Consider the following 17,909-nt stretch of genomic DNA (forward strand, 5'->3'; position numbering starts at 1 on the left):
TCCACCGGCCGCCGTCCGGCGATTATTGCGCAATTCCGACTTCTCTCGCCAATCGCGCCGCGCCGGCGAGCGCCCGACCGGCGCCCGACGGGTGCCCGACGAGCCCCGGCGGGGTGCCCGACGAGCTTTCGGAGGCTGCCGGGTGCGCGTCCCGGCCCACGCCCCGTGCGGCCAGCCCTGCCGGAACGCGCCCCGGTGGGGCCAGCCCTACCGGAAACAGACCGGCCGGTGGGATGGGAAGGGGCACACCCGGTTCCCTAGGGTCGAGGACATGAGCACCGCAGCCGCCGCCCCACCCGCCACCCGCGTACCGGCGCCCACGATCCTCCGCCAGCTCATGATCGACTCCGGATACGTCCTGCTGGGTCTTCCGCTGGCTGTGGTGAGCTTCACCGTCCTGATCGCCGGCCTGTCCGTCGGCGTCGGCCTCGCGGTCACCATGATCGGCCTGCCGATCATCGCCGGCACCCTGTACGCGGCGCGGGCCCTGGCCGACATCGAGCGGCTCAGGATGGCGCCGATCCTCGGCCGGCCCCGGGTCCGGCCGGAGTACCGCGGCACCTCGCCGGACGCCGGGGTCTGGCGCCGGATCGTCACCCCGATCGCCGACGCGCAGTCCTGGCTGGATCTCGCGCACGGCATCGCCACGTTCCCGGTCTCGATCGTCTCTGCCGTGGTCACCCTGGTCTGGTGGTCCGCGGCGATCAGCGGCGCGCTCTACGGGGCGTACGACTGGGCGATCCCCCGCGGCCCGGACAACGTCGACCTGAACGAGCTGCTGGGACTGGGTGACTCCACCGCCGCCCGGATCGGCCTGAACACCGTCATCGGGGCCTTCTTCCTGATCACCCTGCCGCTGATCGTCCGGGGTTGCGCCCTGCTGCGGGCCAACCTGGGTCGGGCGCTGCTCACCGGGGTCGCCGAAATACGGGACCGGATCACCCTGCTGGAGCGGCAGAAGGCCGCCGCCGCCTCGGCCGAGGCGACCGCGCTGCGGCGGCTGGAACGGGACATCCACGACGGGCCGCAGCAGCGGCTGGTCCGGCTGGCGATGGACCTCGGCCGGGCACGGCAGCAGCTCGCGGACAACCCGGAGGCGGCGCGGCAGACCCTGGACGAGGCCGTCACGCAGACCCGGGAGACCCTGGCCGAGCTGCGCGCACTCTCCCGCGGCATCGCGCCGCCGATCCTGGTCGACCGAGGGCTGCCCAGCGCCCTGGCCGCGCTGGCCGGCCGCGGCGTCATCCCGATCGAGCTGACCGTGGATCCCCGGCTGAGCGCCGCGTCCGGCCGGCTCGACCCGCTGATCGAGAGCGCGGCCTACTTCGTGGTCGCCGAGGCGCTGACCAACGTGGCGAAGCACAGCCGGGCGACCGAGTGCCGGCTGGCGGTGACCCGCACCGGCGGGCGGCTGGTGGTCGAGGTGGCCGACGACGGCACGGGCGGCGCGCACGTGGCCAAGGGGCACGGCCTGGCCGGGATCGCCGACCGGGTCACCGCGGCCGGCGGGGCGCTGTCGGTGGACAGTCCCGCCGGCGGTCCGACGATGCTGCGCGCCGAGCTGCCGGCCCGGCCGGCGGCGGGCTGACGGGGGTGGCGATGAGCACGGGGGTGGCAATGGGCACCGGGACGCGGGAGCGGGTACCCATGCGGATCGTGATCGCCGACGACGCCGTACTGCTCCGGGAGGGCTGGTGCGGTTGCTCACCGAGCAGGGGCACGAGGTGGTGGCGGCCGTCGGCGACGGACCCGCGCTGGTCGAGGCGGTCGTGACGCACCGGCCGGACGTGTCGATCGTGGATGTCCGGATGCCGCCGTCGCACACCGACGAGGGGCTGCGGGCGGCCGTCGAGGCCCGCCGGCTGGTTCCGCGTACGCCGGTCCTGGTCCTTTCCCAGTACGTCGAGGTCTCCTACGCCGACGACCTGCTGGCCACGGTCCGGCCGACCGGCGGCGGCCCGGCGGGCGGCGTCGGCTACCTGCTCAAGGACCGGGTGGCGGCGATCGACGAGTTCCTGGACGCCCTGCACCGGGTGGCCGCGGGTGGCACGGTGCTCGATCCGGAGGTGGTGGGCCAGTTGCTGGTCCGGCGCCGCCGCGACGACCCGCTGCGCGAGCTGACCCCACGGGAGCGGGAGGTGCTGTCCCTGATGGCCGAGGGGCGGTCCAACACGGCCATCGCGCGGGCGTTGGTGGTGAGCGACGGCGCGGTCGAGAAGCACGTCCGGAACATCTTCACGAAGCTTCAGCTACCGCCGGACGAGGAGCAGCACCGCCGGGTGCTGGCGGTGCTCGCGTACCTGCGCAACTGAGCGACCCGGCGCGGGCGGCGCAGCCAGCGGATCAGCGCGGCCAGCGCGGCCAGCGCGGCCAGCGGATCAGTTCAGCAGTGGGATCGGTGCGGCCGGTGGGATCGGCGGGGGCAGCGGGGGTCAGTTCAGCGCCGACGCCAGCCGGACGGCCTCGGTCAGCGAGTCGGCCACCGGCAGGCCGGAGGCGCGCAGCCGGTCCGGGTCGGTGAAGCCGCCGGTGTAGAGCACGCAGCGGGCGCCGACCGACTCGGCCGCGTCGGCGTCGTCGATCGAGTCGCCGATCAGCACGGTCACCGCGCCGTCGACCTCCAGCGCCGCGAGGTGCCGGGCCAGGTGTTCGGCCTTCCGGTCGCCGCCGACCGTGCCGCGCAGGCCGTCCACCCGGCGGAACATCCCGGTCAGCCCGTACGTCTCGACGGCCGGCACCAGCTCGTCGTGGAACCACATGGACAGCAGCGACTGCGAGCCGGCCCAGGACCGGATCGCGCCGGCCGCGTCGCCGGCCAGCCGGCAGCCGGCCATGCCGACCCGGTACGCGTCGTGGAAGATCTTGTCGAGTCGTTCGAACTCGGCCGCGTCCACCGCACGCCCCAGCACCTCGGCGTAGTAGTCCGCGATCGGGCGGCGGAACCGGATCCGGTGCTGCTCGGCGGAGACGGTCAGCCCACCGACGCTGGTGAACACCGCGTTCGTGGACTCGACCACCAGGGCGAGGTCGTTCAGCAGGGTGCCGTTCCAGTCCCAGACCAGGTGGGTGCGTACGCGAGCCATGGCCGCACCCTACGCCCGCCGACCGACATGCCGGCCGTACCGTCCGCCCGGGGACTCATGCCGCCAGATCGCGCAGCAGCCGGTCCTCCTCGACCCGCCAGTAGCCGTGCTCGCGCCCGTCCAGCAGCACCACCGGCAGCCGGTCGCCGTAGTCGCGTTCCAGTTCCAGGTCGCCGGTGACGTCCACCTCGACCCACCGGTCACCGGTCACCGCCACCACCCGGCCGATCGCCTCCCGGGCGACCTCGCAGAGGTGGCAGCCGGGCCGGGTGATCAGTGTGAGTCGCGGCGGCGGCGCCGCGGCGGCGCCGGGTTCCTCGGTTGCGGAAGGCACGGTGGCCGAGTCTGGCACGGCGGCGAGCACCGGGCCAACAGGAATGCCGAGAATTGAAAGAGATTCATTCTTTCTCGGCAATTTGCACGTGATCCAGGGGCATCCGCTCTCGACGCGATCCGACCCCGGCGGTACCGTCGACGGGACCGCCAAGGGGGCCGACCGGCCCAGCGCCCAGGCACCTCCAACGACAGTTCCGACACGCCGAGGAAAACCTTCCAGCCTCGGCGTTTCCTGCTGCCGGGGGCCAGCGCAACCGCTCAGCCTCGCAATTGTCCGGCATCCGACAACGCACAAAGTGTGCGAGGTCAATGTGCCGTCCTGGGAAATACTTTGGCCCTGTGTAACGGAGCTGCCACATATGGGTGACGTTGGCCCTATCATCACTCGGGTCGGCTCACCCGTTTTGCCGTGAGTCGACACCCCTCAGCCCGAGGAGGCCGCCGTGCCTGTCAGCGCATCGGACCCGCACCTCATGGGTGCGCGTCATCTCCACCCGCGCTCGCACCCCATCACGCGGCACGTCCGCCCGGGACGCCATCGCATCACCGCCACCAATGGGACCCGAGGGTCCGCCCTGTCCGGGCGCGGCCGGGTTGGGGAGGGCAAGTGACTGCACACGTCTATCCGCAGGGTCCGGCCGGCCGCGATCAACGCGCGCCGCAGGGCAACGAGGGGCTGGCACAGCTGCGCACCTCCGCCACCGACATGGTCGGTGCGGCGGCGCGCGGCGGAGCCCGTCGGACCCAGAACCGTCCACATCACAACGAGACGCCCTCGCGGCACGTGCCCGCCGGCAACAAGCCGCTGGGCAACGGCCGCCTGGTCACGCCCGCCCGGCCGGGAACGCCGGCGCAACCGGTGCCGGGCCAGCACCGCCCGGCCGGTACGCCCCCGGTCGACGGCTCGAACACCGACACCACGATTCTGCCGGTCATCCCCGAGCAGCCGCAGGCCGACTCGCCGAGGCCGGCCACCGGCTACCCGTCCCGACCGGACCCGTCCGACCCGGCCACCGAGGTGTGGGCCCTGGTCGAACGGGCGCAGGCCGGCGAGACGGAGGCGTTCGGCCTCATCTACGACCGGTACGTCGACACCGTGTTCCGGTTCGTCTACTTCCGGGTCGGCAACCGCCAGCTCGCCGAGGACCTCACCTCCGACACGTTCCTGCGCGCCCTCAAGCGGATCGGCAGCTTCACCTGGCAGGGCCGTGACCTCGGCGCCTGGCTGGTGACCATCGCCCGCAACCTGGTCGCCGACCACTTCAAGTCCGGCCGGTACCGGCTGGAGGTCACCACGGGCGACGTCCTCGACGCCGACCGGGAGGACCGCGGCCCGGAGGGCAGCCCGGAGGCGGCGGTGGTGGAGCACATCACGAACGTCGCCCTGCTGTCCGCGGTCAAGAAGCTGAATCCCGAGCAGCAGGAGTGCATCGTGCTGCGGTTCCTCCAGGGCTTCTCGGTGGCCGAGACCGCCCGGGCGATGGGCAAGAACGAGGGCGCGATCAAGGCACTCCAGTACCGCGCCGTTCGTGCCCTGGCCCGGCTGCTTCCGGACGGCTTCCAGCCGTAGGACCGGCGGGCGGCACCTCACCCTTTCGCCCGACATGTTGACCGGCCCGTAACCGGTACGGTTCACCGTCCGTTTGTCCGGGTGCGACCGGCGGTTGCCCCACCTTCGCCGGAGCCGGCGGGCCGGCCCACCGGCCCACTCCCGCGACGTCTCCGGAATCGGTACCCGTCGCCGCGTCGCAAAACGGCCGAAGTGGGTTGCCGATCACGTGGCCGTGATCAGCGGAGGGAGGTGCGGCATGGCGAATCCGGTTACCGAGCGTCGACACGCCGAGCGCTTCGCACAGCTTGTCGATGAGCCCGATGGAGGCAGCCGGCATCGGATCCGATCCCGGCTGGACCTCGAACTCGCCGGGTTGGTCACCATCCCCGACCGGTTGCGCGCCGAACCGGCGGCGCAACCGGGGGCGGGGATCGATCCGGAATTCCGGGTCGGACTGCGGGCCATGCTGCTGGCCACCGCGGAGCGGGAGGGCCTCGGGCGCCGGCCCGGCACCGAGGCCGCGACCGAGCCGGACCGGGCGGCATGGCGCAACCGGCTGGCCCGGCTCAACGGGGGCCGGCTGCCCCGGCTCAACGCGCGCCGGGCCCGGGCACGGGCCGCCTTCGTCGTCGGGATCGCGGCCGGCGCCATCGCGGTGTCCGGCATCTCGGCGGCCAGCGAGGACGCCGTACCCGGCGATGCGCTGTACGGGATGAAGCGCTCCGCCGAGCGGGCGCAACTGGCGCTGAGCGGCTCGGACACCAGCCGGGGCCAGCTCTTCCTGGACTTCGCCCGGACCCGGCTCACCGAGGCGGCGACCGTGGCGAACGGTCTGGGTTTCGGCGCCGTCCTCGACGACATGGACGCGGACACCCGGCAGGGCGTACGGCTGCTCACCACCTCGGCGGTGCAGCACCGCGACCAGCACGGCCTCGACCTGGTCGGTACCTTTCTCGTCGGGCAGCGCCGGCAGGTGAACGCGCTTGCCGCCGGCGCCGACGGGCCGACCCGGGAACGGGTGGCGGCCTCGCTCGCCCTGCTGGACGAGATCGGTGCCCGGACCGCGGCGCTCTCCGTCGGACTGTCCTGCGGTGCCGAGCCCTCGATCCGGTCCGACGCGCTCGGTCCACTGCCCCGGACCTGCCCGGTCGTCCACGAGTCGACCGCCGCCGAGTCCGCCGAGCCGACCACCGGCAGGTCCGCCGAGCACCCCGCGGGTCAGCCGCGGGGCATCCGGACCAGCCCGGCCGGCCCGACCGCCGTGGCGCGGGACGAGGAGATGGGCTCGGCCACGCCGCAACCGGCCGCGCCGGTGCAGGACTGACCTCGCATCCGTCCTGGTGACGGGCATCTCCGGTGCCGCCTGTCCGGGCCGACTACCCTTCGAAGAGGGGACGGCACGGCAGACGAGGGGGCCAGCGGGGTGGGGCGTACCCGGAAGGTGACGATCAGCACCGACCAGCACGGCCATACGGTCGGCTGGGCGCCGGCGGCCGCCGGGCCTGAGCTTCGCGCCCTCGCCCGGCCCGCGGCGTTCTTCGACATCGACAACACGATGCTGCGCGGCGCGTCGATCTACTGGTTCGCCCGCGGCCTCGCGGCCCGCGGCCATCTCACCGTCGGTGACCTGGCCCGGTTCGGCTGGCAGCAGTTGCGGTTCCGGCTGCTGGCCACCGAGAACAGCGGCCACATGTCCGGCGCCCGGGAGGCGGCGCTCGCCTTCGTCGAGGGCTGGCCGGTGGCCGAGATGGAGCAGCTCACCCGGGAGATCTTCGACGAGCTCATGGCCCCGCGGATCTGGGCGGGCACCCGGGCGCTGGCCCAGCGGCACCTCGACGCGGGCGAACGGGTCTGGCTGGTCAGCGCCGCGCCCGTGGAGATCGGTCGGGCCATCGCGACCCGGCTCGGCCTGACCGGGGCGCTCGGCACGGTGGCCGAGATCCACGCTGGCCGGTACACCGGCCGGCTGGTCGGGGATCTCATGCACGGCACCGTCAAGGCGGACGCGATCACCCAGCTCGCCACGGCCGAGGGTCTCGACCTGGCCCGGTGCACGGCCTACAGCGACTCGTCGAACGACATCCCGATGCTCTCGGCGGTCGGTCACGCCGTGGCGGTCAACCCGGACGCCGGGCTGCTGCGGGTGGCCCGGGATCGTGGCTGGCCGGTCCGGGACTTCCGCACCGGACGCAAGGCCGCGCGGATCGCCGTACCGTCGACGGTCGCGGCCGGGGCGCTCGCGGGGATGGCCACCGCGGGTCTGGCGCTGCGGCGCCGGCACGCCCGGTAGGCCACCCGGGCGACCCACCCGCCCGCGCCCTGGCGGCCGTCCGCCGCACCGGCGGCCACCCCTTGCCGCGGCAGGCCGCGGCGGGTCAGAGGCCGAACGGGTCGGGCCGGCGGCGCAGCAGCTCCAGCAGCGTCTGCTGGATCGTCTCGCGGACCTGGTCGGCCAGGTTGAACACCACCAGCGGGTCGTCCGCCTGGTCGGTGAGGTGCGCCGTCGGGATCGGCGCGCAGAACTGGATCAGCCACTTGCTCGGCAGCGGGATCATCCCGATCGGACCCAGCCACGGGAAGGTCGGGGTGAGCGGGAAATAGGGCAGCTTCAGCAACCGGGCCAGCGGCTTGATGTCGGCGAGCATCGGGTACGTCTCCTCCGCGCCGACGATCGCGGCGGGCACGATCGGCGTACCGGTGCGCAGCGCCGCCGAGACGAACCCGCCCCGGCCGAACCGCTGCAACTTGTACCGCTCGTTGTAGAGCTTGCCGATGCCCTTGAAGCCCTCGGGGAACACCCCGACCAGTTCACCCAGGTCGAGCAGGCGTTCGGCGTCCGTGTTGCAGGCCACCGTGCCGCCGGACTTGCGGGCCAGTTCGGAGACCACCGGCATCCGGAAGACCAGGTCGGCGCCGAGAAGCCGCAGGTGCCGGTGCGCCGGATGGTGGTCGTGCACCACGGTCGACAGGATCAGCGCGTCCAGCGCCACCGTCCCCGAGTGGTTGCCCACCACCAGACCGGGACCGTCCACGGGCAGGTTCTCCACGCCCCGGATCTCGGTGCGGAACCAGTCCCGGTAGAGCCTGCGGAGCAGCGGATGGAAGAGCTGGTCGGTCAGCTCCGGGTCGAAGCCGAACTCGTCCACCTCGTACTGTCCGGACAGCCGGCGGCGCAGGAAGGCCAGTGCCCCCGCGACCCGGCGGTCCCACACGTCGGCCGGGCCGTCGGCCACCGCCGGCCCGGGTGCGGGTCGCGACCCGTTCCCGCCCGGTACGGCGGTCCGGTGCCCGTTGCGCTCCGCCGGCGGCTCCGCGGCACGCCCGTTCACCCGTCCGTTCATCGGCTCACCATGCCGTCCCGCCGGCCCGAGGCGCGCACCTGCCGGACCCCGTCCAGGATGGCCTGCTCCGCCAGCGCCAGCCGGTCCCGGCTGACCAGCATGCCGCCGCGGTGGGCGCGGATGAAGTCGTCGAACGCCTCCGCCGTGCCGCGCGGGGTGAAGCCGAACTCGCTGGCCAACCGGCGGGTGTCCACCACCCGGCCGTGCACGATCAGATCCACCTGGTCCAGCCCGTACCGGCCGAACCCGAGCACCCGGGCCAGCCCGGCGGCGCCGGACAGGCCGGGTTCCAGCACCGGTACGGCGATCCGGCCGGCCCGCCGGATGGCCTGGGAGAGCGTGAGCACCCCCGCACCGGCCACGTTGAAGGTGCCGGGGTGGTCCTGCACCACGGAACGGTGCAGCACCTCCAGCGCGTCCTCGATGTGCACGAACTGGAGGCGGGGGTCACGCCCGAAGACCGTGGGTACGACGGGTTGGGCGAAGTACCGGGTCAGCGTGGTGTCCGCCGCCGAGCCGATGAACGGGGCGAACCGGAGCACCGTGGCGGTCACCTCGGGACGGCGGCGACGGAAGCCGCGCACGTACCCCTCGATGTCGAGGATGTCCCGGGCGAAACCGCCGCGCGGCACCTCGCGCGGCTCGGTGTCCTCGGTGAAGACGGCCGGATCGCGGAACGACGCGCCGTACGCCGCGGTGGACGACCGGATGACGAGCTTGCGCAGCCGGGGCGCTCGCTGGCAGGCCGCCAGCAGCTGCATCGTGCCGATCACGTTCTGGTCCTTCATGGCCGACCGGCCGCCCTGCTGCTTGTCCGGGGCGGTCACCAGGGCCAGGTGTACGACGGAGGCGGCGTCCAGGTCGGCGATCACGCTGCTGACCGTGCCGGCGTCCCCGCGGACCCGCTCCACCCCGTCCAGCAGCGGCGCCAGCTCGGGCGGGGGATCCACCGGGTCCAGCCCGACCACGTGCTCGACGGCCGGATCCGCCACGAGCCGGGCGGCCACGTGGGCGCCGAGATAGCGGCTGACCCCGGTCACCACGACGACCCCCGGCACACCTGCGGTGTCGCCGAGGGTCATGGTGCGCTTCCCACCGGCATCGCCGAAGGATGCCCGGCCAGCCGGGAGCTGATCACCGCGAGCCTCCGAGGATCGACGGGCGCCCGGCGCCTGCGTTGGCCGGGCCGAGGCCCGGCCAACGGGTCACTTGCCGAGACGGCGACGCTGGACGCGGGTCTTGCGCAGCAGCTTGCGGTGCTTCTTCTTAGCCATGCGCTTGCGGCGCTTCTTGACCACCGAGCCCATACGACAGCCCTTCTGATGCAATCTGCGGAACGGGCCGGGACCACCGTCGGTGGCCCGGAAACCGAGCTGGACAGGAACCGGACCTGGCTGGCGGGCGGCACGGCGCACCGGAGTGAGGTCACGGTCGCGATCCAGGGTAGCCGCCGGCCTCGATCAAGGCCAACGCGGCCCCCGGCCGACGTGACGTTCCGCGAAGCGCGGGGCCTAGGCGCTCTGTTGGAAGGCTCCGCGAAGATATTCATGAACGACGTGCTCCGGTACCCGGAAGGACCGGCCCACCCGGACGGCCGTCAGCTCGCCCGAATGCACCAGCCGATAGACCGTCATCTTGGAAACGCGCATCAGCGACGCCACCTCGGCCACGGTCAGGAACCTGACCTCCGACAGGCGACCGTCGGACTGTGGTGATCCCACCACGGCTCACCAACCCATCCCATCCCCGGCGCGCGCCCGGCGAGTGACGACCGTCTCCGTCACGGCAGGCGACGCGCGTGTTACCAGTACGGTAGCGGGGCAACTGTGGCCGGCGCGATCCCTTCGGACTTTTGATCATGCAAGTTGCGTCAACGGGCGGACGTGACGGCGGTGGCGGACGCGATCGCGCGGGTGTCGTGCGGCGGCAGGCGGCTCGCGGTACGGCGTCGCGGCGGCTGCCGCGCGGACATCACCGCCGGCGCCGCCCCGCACGACTCCGGTGGCCACGGCGGTGTCGCCGCGACCACCGGACGCCCGCCCGCCCGCTTCTGGCACACGGGACCGGACATCGCGCTGGGAGCGGCCTCAACTATCTCAGGTGGCCGCCCGGGTGACGGAATCGGCCGATCCGGCACGATGCGGTCGCCGCTGTCGCGCGGCCGGCGCCGACTCCCGCGCCGCCGGCCCCCGTACGGCCGATCCCTGCGCCGCCCGGTCCCGCGCCGCCGGTTCGGTCACGAACGCGGCGAACAGGTGCGTCCGGCTGAACGGGAGGGTCGTCTCGACAAACCGGGCGGCGGCCCAGGACCGGGCGGTCAGCATCCGGCTCAGCGGCGGCGCGAGCGACAGGCGCCGGGCCAGCACCGGCCGCAGCGGCTGGAAGTAGTCCCGCACCTCCCGCAGCGGCAGCCCCCGGACGTTCGGGTTCCGCGGGTTGCCGACCGCCATGTCGTACCAGACCAGCAGCCCACCCGGACGCAGCACGCGCAGCATCTCCCGGGCCGCGGCGACCCGGTACTCCCGGTCCACCATGCTGGACATGGCCAGGAACTGGTAGACGACGTCGAACGACCCGCTGGCCCAGGGCAGCCGCTGGCCGTCGTACGTGCGCAGGTCGGCCTCGGGGAAGTACTGCTGGCCCCGGCGGATCGCCGGCTCCCGCACGTCGGCGCCGGACAGCCGGGTCGGGTCGGCGCCCCAGGCCAGCCAGCGGCCCAGCCACCGGGCGTTGCCGCAGCCGAAGTCCAGCACCCGCAGCCGTTCCAGCCGGGCACCGAGACCGGCCACGTCCAGCGCCCGCAGGAACATCCGCTCGACCCCCTGGACCCGCTGCAGATAGCAGGGGTCCAGGTCGGAGTAGACCGGGTCGGTGTCGTACCCGCGGTCGTCGTAGATCCGGTTGAGTTCCGCCACGTCCTCTCGGCGCATGCTCACCTCCGCCGTACCGGCCGCGCCGCCGCGAGGCCCTCGATCATCCGTACGTATCCGGCCAGGCCGGTTCGTGCCTCGTAGTCCCGCTGGAAGAGCCGGCGCGCCCGCAGGCTCATCGCGGTCCGCTCGGCGGGGGTCATGGCCCGCATCCGGCGGATCGCGTCGGCCAACTCCGCCGGCCGGCCCGGGGTCGCGGCGAAGCCCACCCGCTCCGCCCGCACCACGTTCGCCACCTGCCCGGACGCGTTCGCCACGATCGGCCGGCCGGCCGCGAGATAGCTGGCGAACTTGCTCGGCAGGTTGATGTTCAGATAGGGGTCCGAGACGAGCGAGACCAGGCAGGCGTCCGCCCGGGCCAGCACCCCGGGGATGCGCTCCGCCGGCACCAGCCCGGTGAGCACCACGTTCGACAGGTTCCGCCGGGCCACCGCGGCGCGGATCTCCGCCAGGTCGCGACCGCCGCCGACCAGCACCAGCCGTACGTCCGGCTGGTCGCGCAGCAGGTCGGCCGCCGCGAGCACCGTCTCGATGTCCTGGAAGACGCCAAGATTTCCGGCGTGCACCACGCAGAACATGCCGTCCAGGCCGAAGCTCGCGGCGAACGCCCGATCCGGCCCGGCCACCTCGTCCTGCGCCCAGGGCGGGCGGACGGTGACCGGGATCGGCCGGGCGCCGAGCTGCGCGAGCACGCGCTCACGGAAACCCTCGGTGAGGACGGTGATCCGGTCGGCTGCCCGGTAGCTTCGCCGGGCGAACCAGCCGGAGCCGGCGACGACCAGCCGGGAGGACGCCATGCCGGAGCCGGCCACCGCGTCCGGCCACAGGTCCACCACGTCCAGCACCACCCGCGCCCGGCGGAACGCCTTGAACAGCCGGGCCGTGATTCCCAAGGTCATCGGCGGCGAATAGACGAAGACCACGTCCGTACGGCCCGCGAGCAGCGGACCCAGGATCGAGGCGCTGAGCGTGAAACTCAGGTAGTTCGCCATCCGCCGCAGGCCGGACGAGCTGTGGTCCGGATACAGCGGTACGCGCAGGATCCGCACCCCGTCGACCTGCTCCCACCGGCGCCAGGCCAGTCGGTAACCGGGATAGATCTTCCCGAGTGGATAGTTGGGGAAGCCGGTGACGATCGTGACGGAGTGCCCGCGCCCGGCCAGTTCGCGGGCCAGCGGCAGGTTCTTGAAGTCGGCCGGCTCGGGCCAGCAGATGTGGGTCAGGATCACCACCCGCAGCCGGCTGCCGCTCCCGGCCGACGCCGGCTCGGTGACCTCGCTCAGCACTTCCCTCACGAACAGACAACGCGTCATGCCTGCTCGGGGTTCCTGCGCGCGGGCCGTTGATGGCCCTCGGCTCAGCCGGCCAACTGGCGCACGTACTCGACGCAGTCCTGCGACAACGGCCGCCAGGCGCCCCCGAACGCCAGCCGGGACGCCTGCTCCAGGCTCCGACCGTCGCGCAGCACCAGCCGGAAGAACTCGATCACCGGCTGCTGGCCGAACCGCTCGACGAGATGGTGTACCGCGAGGTAGCTGGCACCGTAGCCGCCCACCACGCGCCAGTCGGCGGCGTCGTCCGCCGGCCTGAGGTCGGCCAGCCGGCCGTCCCAGTCGCCGTCCACGACCCGGCGCACCTCGTCCAGGTCCCGCGACAGGCGCGGCCGGCGCCCGTTCGCGGCCGCCTGCTCGGCCAGCCCCTCCACCAGCCACCAGTCCTCCGTGCCGACCTGCTTGCGGTCGGCCAGCGAGGCGACGTGGGTCATCTCGTGCCGCAGCAGCGGGTCCAGCTCGGCCTGGCTGTCCGCCAGTTCGTCGGCGTTCAGCACCACGTCGTGCTGCCCGGCGCCGACCGGGACCGCGTACCCGCCGGTCCATTCCGGCAGGTCACCGCCGTACCAGCGGTTCCACTCGGCGTGGCCGGCGTAGAAGATCAGGTACCGGTCCGGCGGGGTGCCGCCCACGGCGTACCGGTCGGCCACCGCCGCCGCGCGCTCGGCCCGGGCCAGCAGGTCCGGCAGCTTGCCGCGCAGCGCCGGCGTACTGGCCACCGTGGTCCGCGGCCCGGCCAGCGCGACCAGGTCGTTGACCTGCCACGGCCGCGGTCCGTTGGTGTCCGGATCCGGCGGGTCGACGGCCACCAGCCGGGGCAGGGCGCCGCCGTCCGCCCAGCGGGTACCGACGTCCAGTTGGCTCGGGGTGCAGTCCGCGGTCTCGAAGCAGTACCGGTAGGTGACCGCGAACCGCCACTCGCGCGGCTTCCCCTCGACCGGGGTGGGCCGGGCCGCCACCTCGGCCTGCCAGACCCGGACGTGCAACGCGCGCAGCGCGGCAAACTGGTGCCGCAGCGTGTCGATCGCGGAACCATCCGGATCCGCCACCGCCAGGAAGCCGTCCTCGTCGCCGGCCAGCAGCGCCGTCGACTGCCGGTCCACCTGCTCGGCGATCCGGTCCCGCAGCCAGGCGCCGGTCGCGGTGCCGCTGCCGCCCAGACGCGGGCTCGGCGCCGGCCGGCCCACCGCCCCGGCGGCGCCGCCGTCCGCCTGCCGGAACAGGGCCGCGACCAGCACGCCGAGCGGAGCCAGACAGAACAGCAGTACGGCGACCACCCCGAGCGCCGTCCACAGCCGCCATCGGGGACGGCTCCCGGCCGACGCGTCCTCGACGAAGGTCGGCGCGGGCTGGATGAGACCCGGCACGGGCTCGGCGGCGGCCGGCACGGATTCGGCGGCGGTCGGTGCGACCGGCGGGACCGGCCCAGAATCGGGCGCCTCGGGCGCGGACGCGGGCGGCGCGGGCGGCGCGGGCGGCGCGGGCGGCGCGGGCGCGGGCGCCTCGGCGGCCGACGGCGGCTCGGAATCCGGTGTTGCTGGCGGCTCGGCTGAGGCTGATTCCGGTCGCCGCGTCCCGTCGGTCACCGCCGGAGACTACGGCCCCGGCCGAGCGTAGCCAAGCGCCTACCCCACCCGGATCCCCCGGCACCCGGGGATCCGGCGGTCGGTCTACCTCGTTACGCGCGGGAGGCGAGGGCGCGGGCGAAGAAGGCGACGTTGGCCGGGCGCTCGGCGAGGCGGCGCATCAGGTAGCCGTACCACTGATGGCCGTACGGGACGTACACCCGGACCGAGTGGCCCTCGGACACGAGCCGGGTCTGCTCGTCCGGGCGGATGCCGTACAGCATCTGAAACTCGAACCCGTCGGGAGTCCGGTCGTACCACCGGGCCCGTTCCCGGGCGATCGCGATCAGTCGCGGATCGTGGGTGGCGAGCATCGGGTAGCCCTCGCCGGCCATCAGCACGTTCAGGCACCGGACGTACGACTTGTCCACGTCGATGCCCGCCTGGTAGGCCACCGACTCGGGCTCGGAGTAGGCGCCCTTGCACAGCCGTACCCGCGACCCGGCGCCGGCCAGTTCGCGGCAGTCGGACTCGGTGCGCCGCAGGTACGCCTGGAGCACGGCGCCCGTACCGGGATGGTCGGCGCGCAGCTTGGCCAGGATGTCCAGGGTCGAGTCGGTGGTGGTGTGGTCCTCCATGTCCAGCGTGACGGTGGTGCCGGCCTCGCTGGCGGCGGCGCAGATCTGCCGCGCGTTCTCGTAGGCCAGCTTCTCGTCGAACGCCTGGCCGACGGCCGACAGCTTCACGCTGACCTCGGCCGACGCGGTCAGCCCGGCGGAGCGCAGGGCGGCCAGGAGTTCCAGGTACGCGTCCCGAACGGCGGTCGCCTGTTCGGCCGTGACGGTGTCCTCGCCGAGGTGGTCGAGGCTGACGGTGAGACCGGCGGCGACGAGTTCGCGGGTGGCGCGCAACGCGTCGTCGGGGTGGTGCCGGCGACGAACCGGCGGACGACGTCCCGGCTGTACGGGGCGGTCGCGACGAGCCGCTCGACCTGGGACGACCGGGAGGCGGCGAGGATGACCGATCGGAGCATGGCCTGAGCCTAACGCCCGACCCAGCAGGCGGTCCGGCGCAGCGAGGCCGGCCGTCCCCGCGGTCCGCGGCCACCGGCCGGATCCGCGGCCCGACCGCAAAAAGTACGTAGATCACCCGATTCGCCAGCAAGGGCGCGTCGAGTAGTTTTGTCACAGTCCTGTGCCAGCCCGGGGACACGGTGGCGCCGACCGGGCCGAAAGTCGTCTACGGTTGTCGGGTGGACTTCGACGCGTACGCCCGGACCGGGGTTGATCTCGTCAACGCCCGCCTGGACGACCTCGACGGCCTGCGGGCCGTGTTCGGTGACGACAATCCGTGGATGCGGGACACGGTCGTCGAGCGGGATCTGGCGATCTTCCGGCGGGCGCAGCGGCGCCTGCGTGACGTCTTCGAACTGGGCACCTCCGGCCGGGACGCCGAGGCCGTGGCCGAGTTGAACACGCTGCTTGAGGCGTTCCCGGTGCAGCCGCGGATCTCCGGTCACGACTCCGGGGACTGGCACATGCACGTCACCGGGCGGGGCGCCACGATCGCGGCCGAGTACATCGCCGGCGCCGTGTGGGGCCTGTCGGTGTGGCTGTGCGAGTACGGCAGTTCCCGCTTCGGGGTCTGCGCGGACGACCGGTGCGGCAACGTCTACCTGGACACGTCGTCGAACTGTTGCCGCCGGTTCTGCTCGGAACGCTGCGCCACCCGCTCCCACGTGGCGGCCCACCGGGCTCGTAAGCGGGCGGCGATCGGCGAGCAGGGCGGCAGCGCGAACGCGGCGAACACCACGAACGCCGCAGAAGCCACAAATGTCACAGGGGCCACGGACGCCCCGCCGGCCGCGTCCGCGCCGCTGGCCTCCGTCGGCTGACCCCGGCCGCGGCGTTCAACCGCCGACCGGGCTGGCCGCGTTGAGGTGCTGGCGGGCGAATTCGAGCGAGACGCGCAGGTCGTCCTCCCGCTGCGCCCTGCTGCGCGCCCCCGGGTGGCCACCTCGACGGCCACCGAGCCCGCGAAGCCGCGCTTGCGCAGCGAGCCGAGCAGTTCGGCGCAGGGCTGGTTGCCGCGCCCCGGCACCAGGTGCTCGTCCCGCCCTCCCCCGTACCGTCGCCGAGGTGGACGTGGGCGAGGCCGGCGCCCATCCGGTCGGCCATCTCCAGCGCGTCGCCCTGCGCCGCGGCGCAGTGCGACAGATCCAGCGTGTACGCGGAGTAGCCGGCCTCCGTCGGATCCCAGCCGGGGAGGTAAGGGACAAACTTCCGTCCGGCCATCCGTACCGGGTACATGTTCTCCACCGCGAACCGCAGGCCACCGTGCTCACCAGCCAGCTGGGCCACCCCGTCGGCGAAGCCGCGCGCGTAGTCCCGCTGCCAGGTGAACGGCGGGTGCACCACCACCGTGGGAGCCTCCAGGGCCTCGGCCAGCTCCGCCGAGCGCCGCAGCCGCTCCCACGGGTCCGGGCTCCAGACCCGCTGGGTCACCAGCAGGCAGGGGGCGTGCACCGACCGGATCGGTACGCCGTAGTGCCGGGACAGGCCACGCAGCGCCCCGGCGTCCTGACTGACCGCGTCCGTCCAGACCATCACCTCGACGCCGTCGTACCCGAGCCGGGCGGCCAGCTCGAACGCCGCCGCGGTCGGCTCCGGGAAGACCGAGGAGCTGGACAGCAGGACCGGTACGCGGGAAGTCACGTCTTTCAGCGTAGCCCCGTCCCGCCCAACCCACCGGGTACCGCCGACCAGGGAAGATCACCCTCCGTCAAGCTGGTCCAGCCGGCGCAGGATCACGCCCTCGCGCAGCGCCCACGGGCAGATGTCCAGCCGGTCGATGCCGAGCAGCCGCATCGTGGCCTCCGCCACCACGGCGCCGGCCAGCAGTTGGTGCGCCCGGCTGGCGCTCACGCCTTCCAGTTCGGACAGCTCGCTCGGCGGGATGTGCCGGATGAACCCGATCACCTGGCGCAGGCCGTCCTGGGACAGCGACCGGCCCACCCACAGGCCGGCCGAGGACGGCGCCGCCCCGGCCAGTCGGGCCAGCGTGCGGAACGTCTTCGAGGTGGCGACCGTACGATCCCAGGCGACCTGGCCCAGCTTGTCGACGACCGGCGCGAGCGTCTCCTCGACGTACCGTTGAAGCTCGTCGATCGTCGCGGCCGGCGGCGGTACGCTCGTGCCCGGCTGGATCCGGAGCCGCTCGCGGGTGAGCCGGCCGGCGCCCAACGGTACGGAGAGCGCAAACTCGGGATGCTCGTCGATGCCGGCCGCCAGTTCCAGCGAGCCGCCGCCGATGTCCAGCACCAACAGCCGGCCGGCCGACCAGCCGAACCAGCGCCGGACGGCCAGGAACGTCATCCGGGCCTCGTCGACACCGGGCAGCACGTGCAGATGTACGCCGGTCTCCTGGCGTACCCGGGTCAGCACCTGCGGCGCGTTGGTCGCCTCCCGGACGGCCGAGGTGGCGAAGGCCAGCAGGTCGTCGGTGCCCAACCCCTCGGCCGCGGCCTTGGCGCCGGCCACCGCCTCGACCAGCGCATCCTCCCCGCCCGAGGTGAGCGCACCGTCCGGGCCGATCTGCTCGGCCAACCGCAGTACGGCCTTCTCCGAGTGCGCCGGCCAGGGATGCGCGCCGCGATGGGCGTCCACCACGAGCAGGTGAACCGTGTTGGAGCCGACATCGAGCACACCCAGCCGCATGACTCCCGACCCTAAACCCCGCACCTGCCCCGGAAGCCGCACCCGGTTGCCCGTG

The 17,909-nt window shown here is 73.4% G+C and carries 14 protein-coding genes and 4 pseudogenes; 6 read left to right on the forward strand and 12 right to left on the reverse strand.

Annotated features, from left to right (window positions below):
* Positions 1–271 precede the first annotated feature (271 nt).
* On the forward strand, positions 272–1,588 hold the full coding sequence (locus tag CIK06_RS26075; protein WP_095567023.1) for a sensor histidine kinase: 1,317 nt from the start codon (positions 272–274) through the stop codon (positions 1,586–1,588).
* 59 nt (positions 1,589–1,647) lie between these two features.
* Positions 1,648–2,312: pseudogene (locus CIK06_RS26080) on the forward strand (LuxR C-terminal-related transcriptional regulator).
* A gap of 120 nt (positions 2,313–2,432) precedes the next feature.
* Here the strand turns inward: CIK06_RS26080 and CIK06_RS26085 are convergent.
* Positions 2,433–3,083 carry an HAD family hydrolase gene (locus tag CIK06_RS26085; protein ID WP_095567024.1) on the reverse strand — a complete coding sequence of 217 codons (651 nt, stop codon included), beginning with the start codon at positions 3,081–3,083 and terminating at the stop codon, positions 2,433–2,435.
* Between the two features lie 55 nt (positions 3,084–3,138).
* On the reverse strand, positions 3,139–3,417 hold the full coding sequence (locus CIK06_RS26090) for a glutaredoxin family protein (RefSeq protein ID WP_095568141.1): 279 nt from the start codon (positions 3,415–3,417) through the stop codon (positions 3,139–3,141).
* Positions 3,418–4,026: 609 nt separating this feature from the next.
* Between CIK06_RS26090 and CIK06_RS26095 the strand changes: the two genes are divergently transcribed.
* The 3 genes and pseudogenes from CIK06_RS26095 (at position 4,027) to CIK06_RS26105 (ending at position 7,261) form a co-directional block, all read left to right on the forward strand.
* A complete protein-coding gene (locus CIK06_RS26095; protein ID WP_369916033.1) occupies positions 4,027–4,989 on the forward strand; it encodes an ECF subfamily RNA polymerase sigma factor, BldN family in 963 nt (320 codons plus the stop codon).
* A 238-nt stretch (positions 4,990–5,227) separates the two neighbouring features.
* Positions 5,228–6,118 (forward strand): annotated as a pseudogene (locus CIK06_RS26100) (DUF5667 domain-containing protein); the annotation flags it as partial.
* A 216-nt stretch (positions 6,119–6,334) separates the two neighbouring features.
* Positions 6,335–7,261, forward strand: coding sequence for an HAD family hydrolase (locus tag CIK06_RS26105; RefSeq protein WP_369916253.1), 927 nt, complete (start codon positions 6,335–6,337; stop codon positions 7,259–7,261).
* Between the two features lie 85 nt (positions 7,262–7,346).
* Here CIK06_RS26105 and CIK06_RS26110 read toward each other — a convergent pair whose 3' ends face one another.
* The 8 genes and pseudogenes from CIK06_RS26110 to CIK06_RS26145 form a co-directional block, all read right to left on the reverse strand.
* On the reverse strand, positions 7,347–8,312 hold the full coding sequence (locus CIK06_RS26110) for a lysophospholipid acyltransferase family protein (protein WP_095567026.1): 966 nt from the start codon (positions 8,310–8,312) through the stop codon (positions 7,347–7,349).
* Positions 8,309–9,394 (reverse strand): NAD-dependent epimerase/dehydratase family protein, encoded by a 1,086-nt coding sequence (locus CIK06_RS26115; protein ID WP_095567027.1) that lies wholly within the window; start codon positions 9,392–9,394, stop codon positions 8,309–8,311. Before CIK06_RS26115 ends, CIK06_RS26110 begins: the two co-directional genes overlap by 4 nt.
* A gap of 123 nt (positions 9,395–9,517) precedes the next feature.
* Positions 9,518–9,619 carry a 30S ribosomal protein bS22 gene (locus tag CIK06_RS26120; RefSeq protein WP_007465623.1) on the reverse strand — a complete coding sequence of 34 codons (102 nt, stop codon included), beginning with the start codon at positions 9,617–9,619 and terminating at the stop codon, positions 9,518–9,520.
* Between the two features lie 204 nt (positions 9,620–9,823).
* A complete protein-coding gene (locus tag CIK06_RS26125; protein WP_095568143.1) occupies positions 9,824–10,033 on the reverse strand; it encodes a helix-turn-helix domain-containing protein in 210 nt (69 codons plus the stop codon).
* 375 nt (positions 10,034–10,408) lie between these two features.
* Positions 10,409–11,242, reverse strand: a complete 834-nt coding sequence (locus CIK06_RS26130) for a class I SAM-dependent methyltransferase (protein ID WP_095567028.1) — start codon at positions 11,240–11,242, stop codon at positions 10,409–10,411.
* Between the two features lie 2 nt (positions 11,243–11,244).
* The gene (locus tag CIK06_RS26135; protein WP_198348022.1) at positions 11,245–12,537 is read right to left on the reverse strand and encodes a glycosyltransferase family 4 protein; all 1,293 of its coding nucleotides are present in this window, start codon (positions 12,535–12,537) and stop codon (positions 11,245–11,247) included.
* A gap of 62 nt (positions 12,538–12,599) precedes the next feature.
* Positions 12,600–13,940 carry a basic secretory family protein gene (locus CIK06_RS26140; RefSeq protein ID WP_232533873.1) on the reverse strand — a complete coding sequence of 447 codons (1,341 nt, stop codon included), beginning with the start codon at positions 13,938–13,940 and terminating at the stop codon, positions 12,600–12,602.
* A 311-nt stretch (positions 13,941–14,251) separates the two neighbouring features.
* A pseudogene (locus CIK06_RS26145) lies at positions 14,252–15,171 on the reverse strand (proline dehydrogenase family protein).
* Positions 15,172–15,390: 219 nt separating this feature from the next.
* Here CIK06_RS26145 and CIK06_RS26150 point away from each other — a divergent pair.
* On the forward strand, positions 15,391–16,032 hold the full coding sequence (locus CIK06_RS26150) for a CGNR zinc finger domain-containing protein (protein ID WP_095567030.1): 642 nt from the start codon (positions 15,391–15,393) through the stop codon (positions 16,030–16,032).
* 15 nt (positions 16,033–16,047) lie between these two features.
* On the opposite strand, the pseudogene CIK06_RS26155 reads toward CIK06_RS26150, so the two are convergent.
* Both CIK06_RS26155 and CIK06_RS26160 read right to left on the reverse strand, forming a co-directional pair.
* Positions 16,048–16,852 (reverse strand): annotated as a pseudogene (locus CIK06_RS26155) (sugar phosphate isomerase/epimerase family protein).
* Positions 16,853–16,909: 57 nt separating this feature from the next.
* Positions 16,910–17,854, reverse strand: coding sequence for a Ppx/GppA phosphatase family protein (locus tag CIK06_RS26160; protein WP_095567031.1), 945 nt, complete (start codon positions 17,852–17,854; stop codon positions 16,910–16,912).
* Positions 17,855–17,909: the final 55 nt, after the last annotated feature.

Source organism: Plantactinospora sp. KBS50 (assembly GCF_002285795.1).
Lineage (GTDB): Bacteria > Actinomycetota > Actinomycetes > Mycobacteriales > Micromonosporaceae > KBS50.

Bases quoted from the DNA above. Each gene is read 5' to 3' on its own strand.
- CIK06_RS26120 (WP_007465623.1), bottom strand. From the start codon at position 9,619: ATGGGCTCGGTGGTCAAGAAGCGCCGCAAGCGCATGGCTAAGAAGAAG.
- CIK06_RS26075 (WP_095567023.1), top strand. From the start codon at position 272: ATGAGCACCGCAGCCGCCGCCCCACCCGCCACCCGCGTACCGGCGCCC.
- CIK06_RS26160 (WP_095567031.1), bottom strand. From the start codon at position 17,854: ATGCGGCTGGGTGTGCTCGATGTCGGCTCCAACACGGTTCACCTGCTC.
- CIK06_RS26130 (WP_095567028.1), bottom strand. From the start codon at position 11,242: ATGCGCCGAGAGGACGTGGCGGAACTCAACCGGATCTACGACGACCGC.
- CIK06_RS26115 (WP_095567027.1), bottom strand. From the start codon at position 9,394: ATGACCCTCGGCGACACCGCAGGTGTGCCGGGGGTCGTCGTGGTGACC.
- CIK06_RS26085 (WP_095567024.1), bottom strand. From the start codon at position 3,083: ATGGCTCGCGTACGCACCCACCTGGTCTGGGACTGGAACGGCACCCTG.
- CIK06_RS26110 (WP_095567026.1), bottom strand. From the start codon at position 8,312: ATGAACGGACGGGTGAACGGGCGTGCCGCGGAGCCGCCGGCGGAGCGC.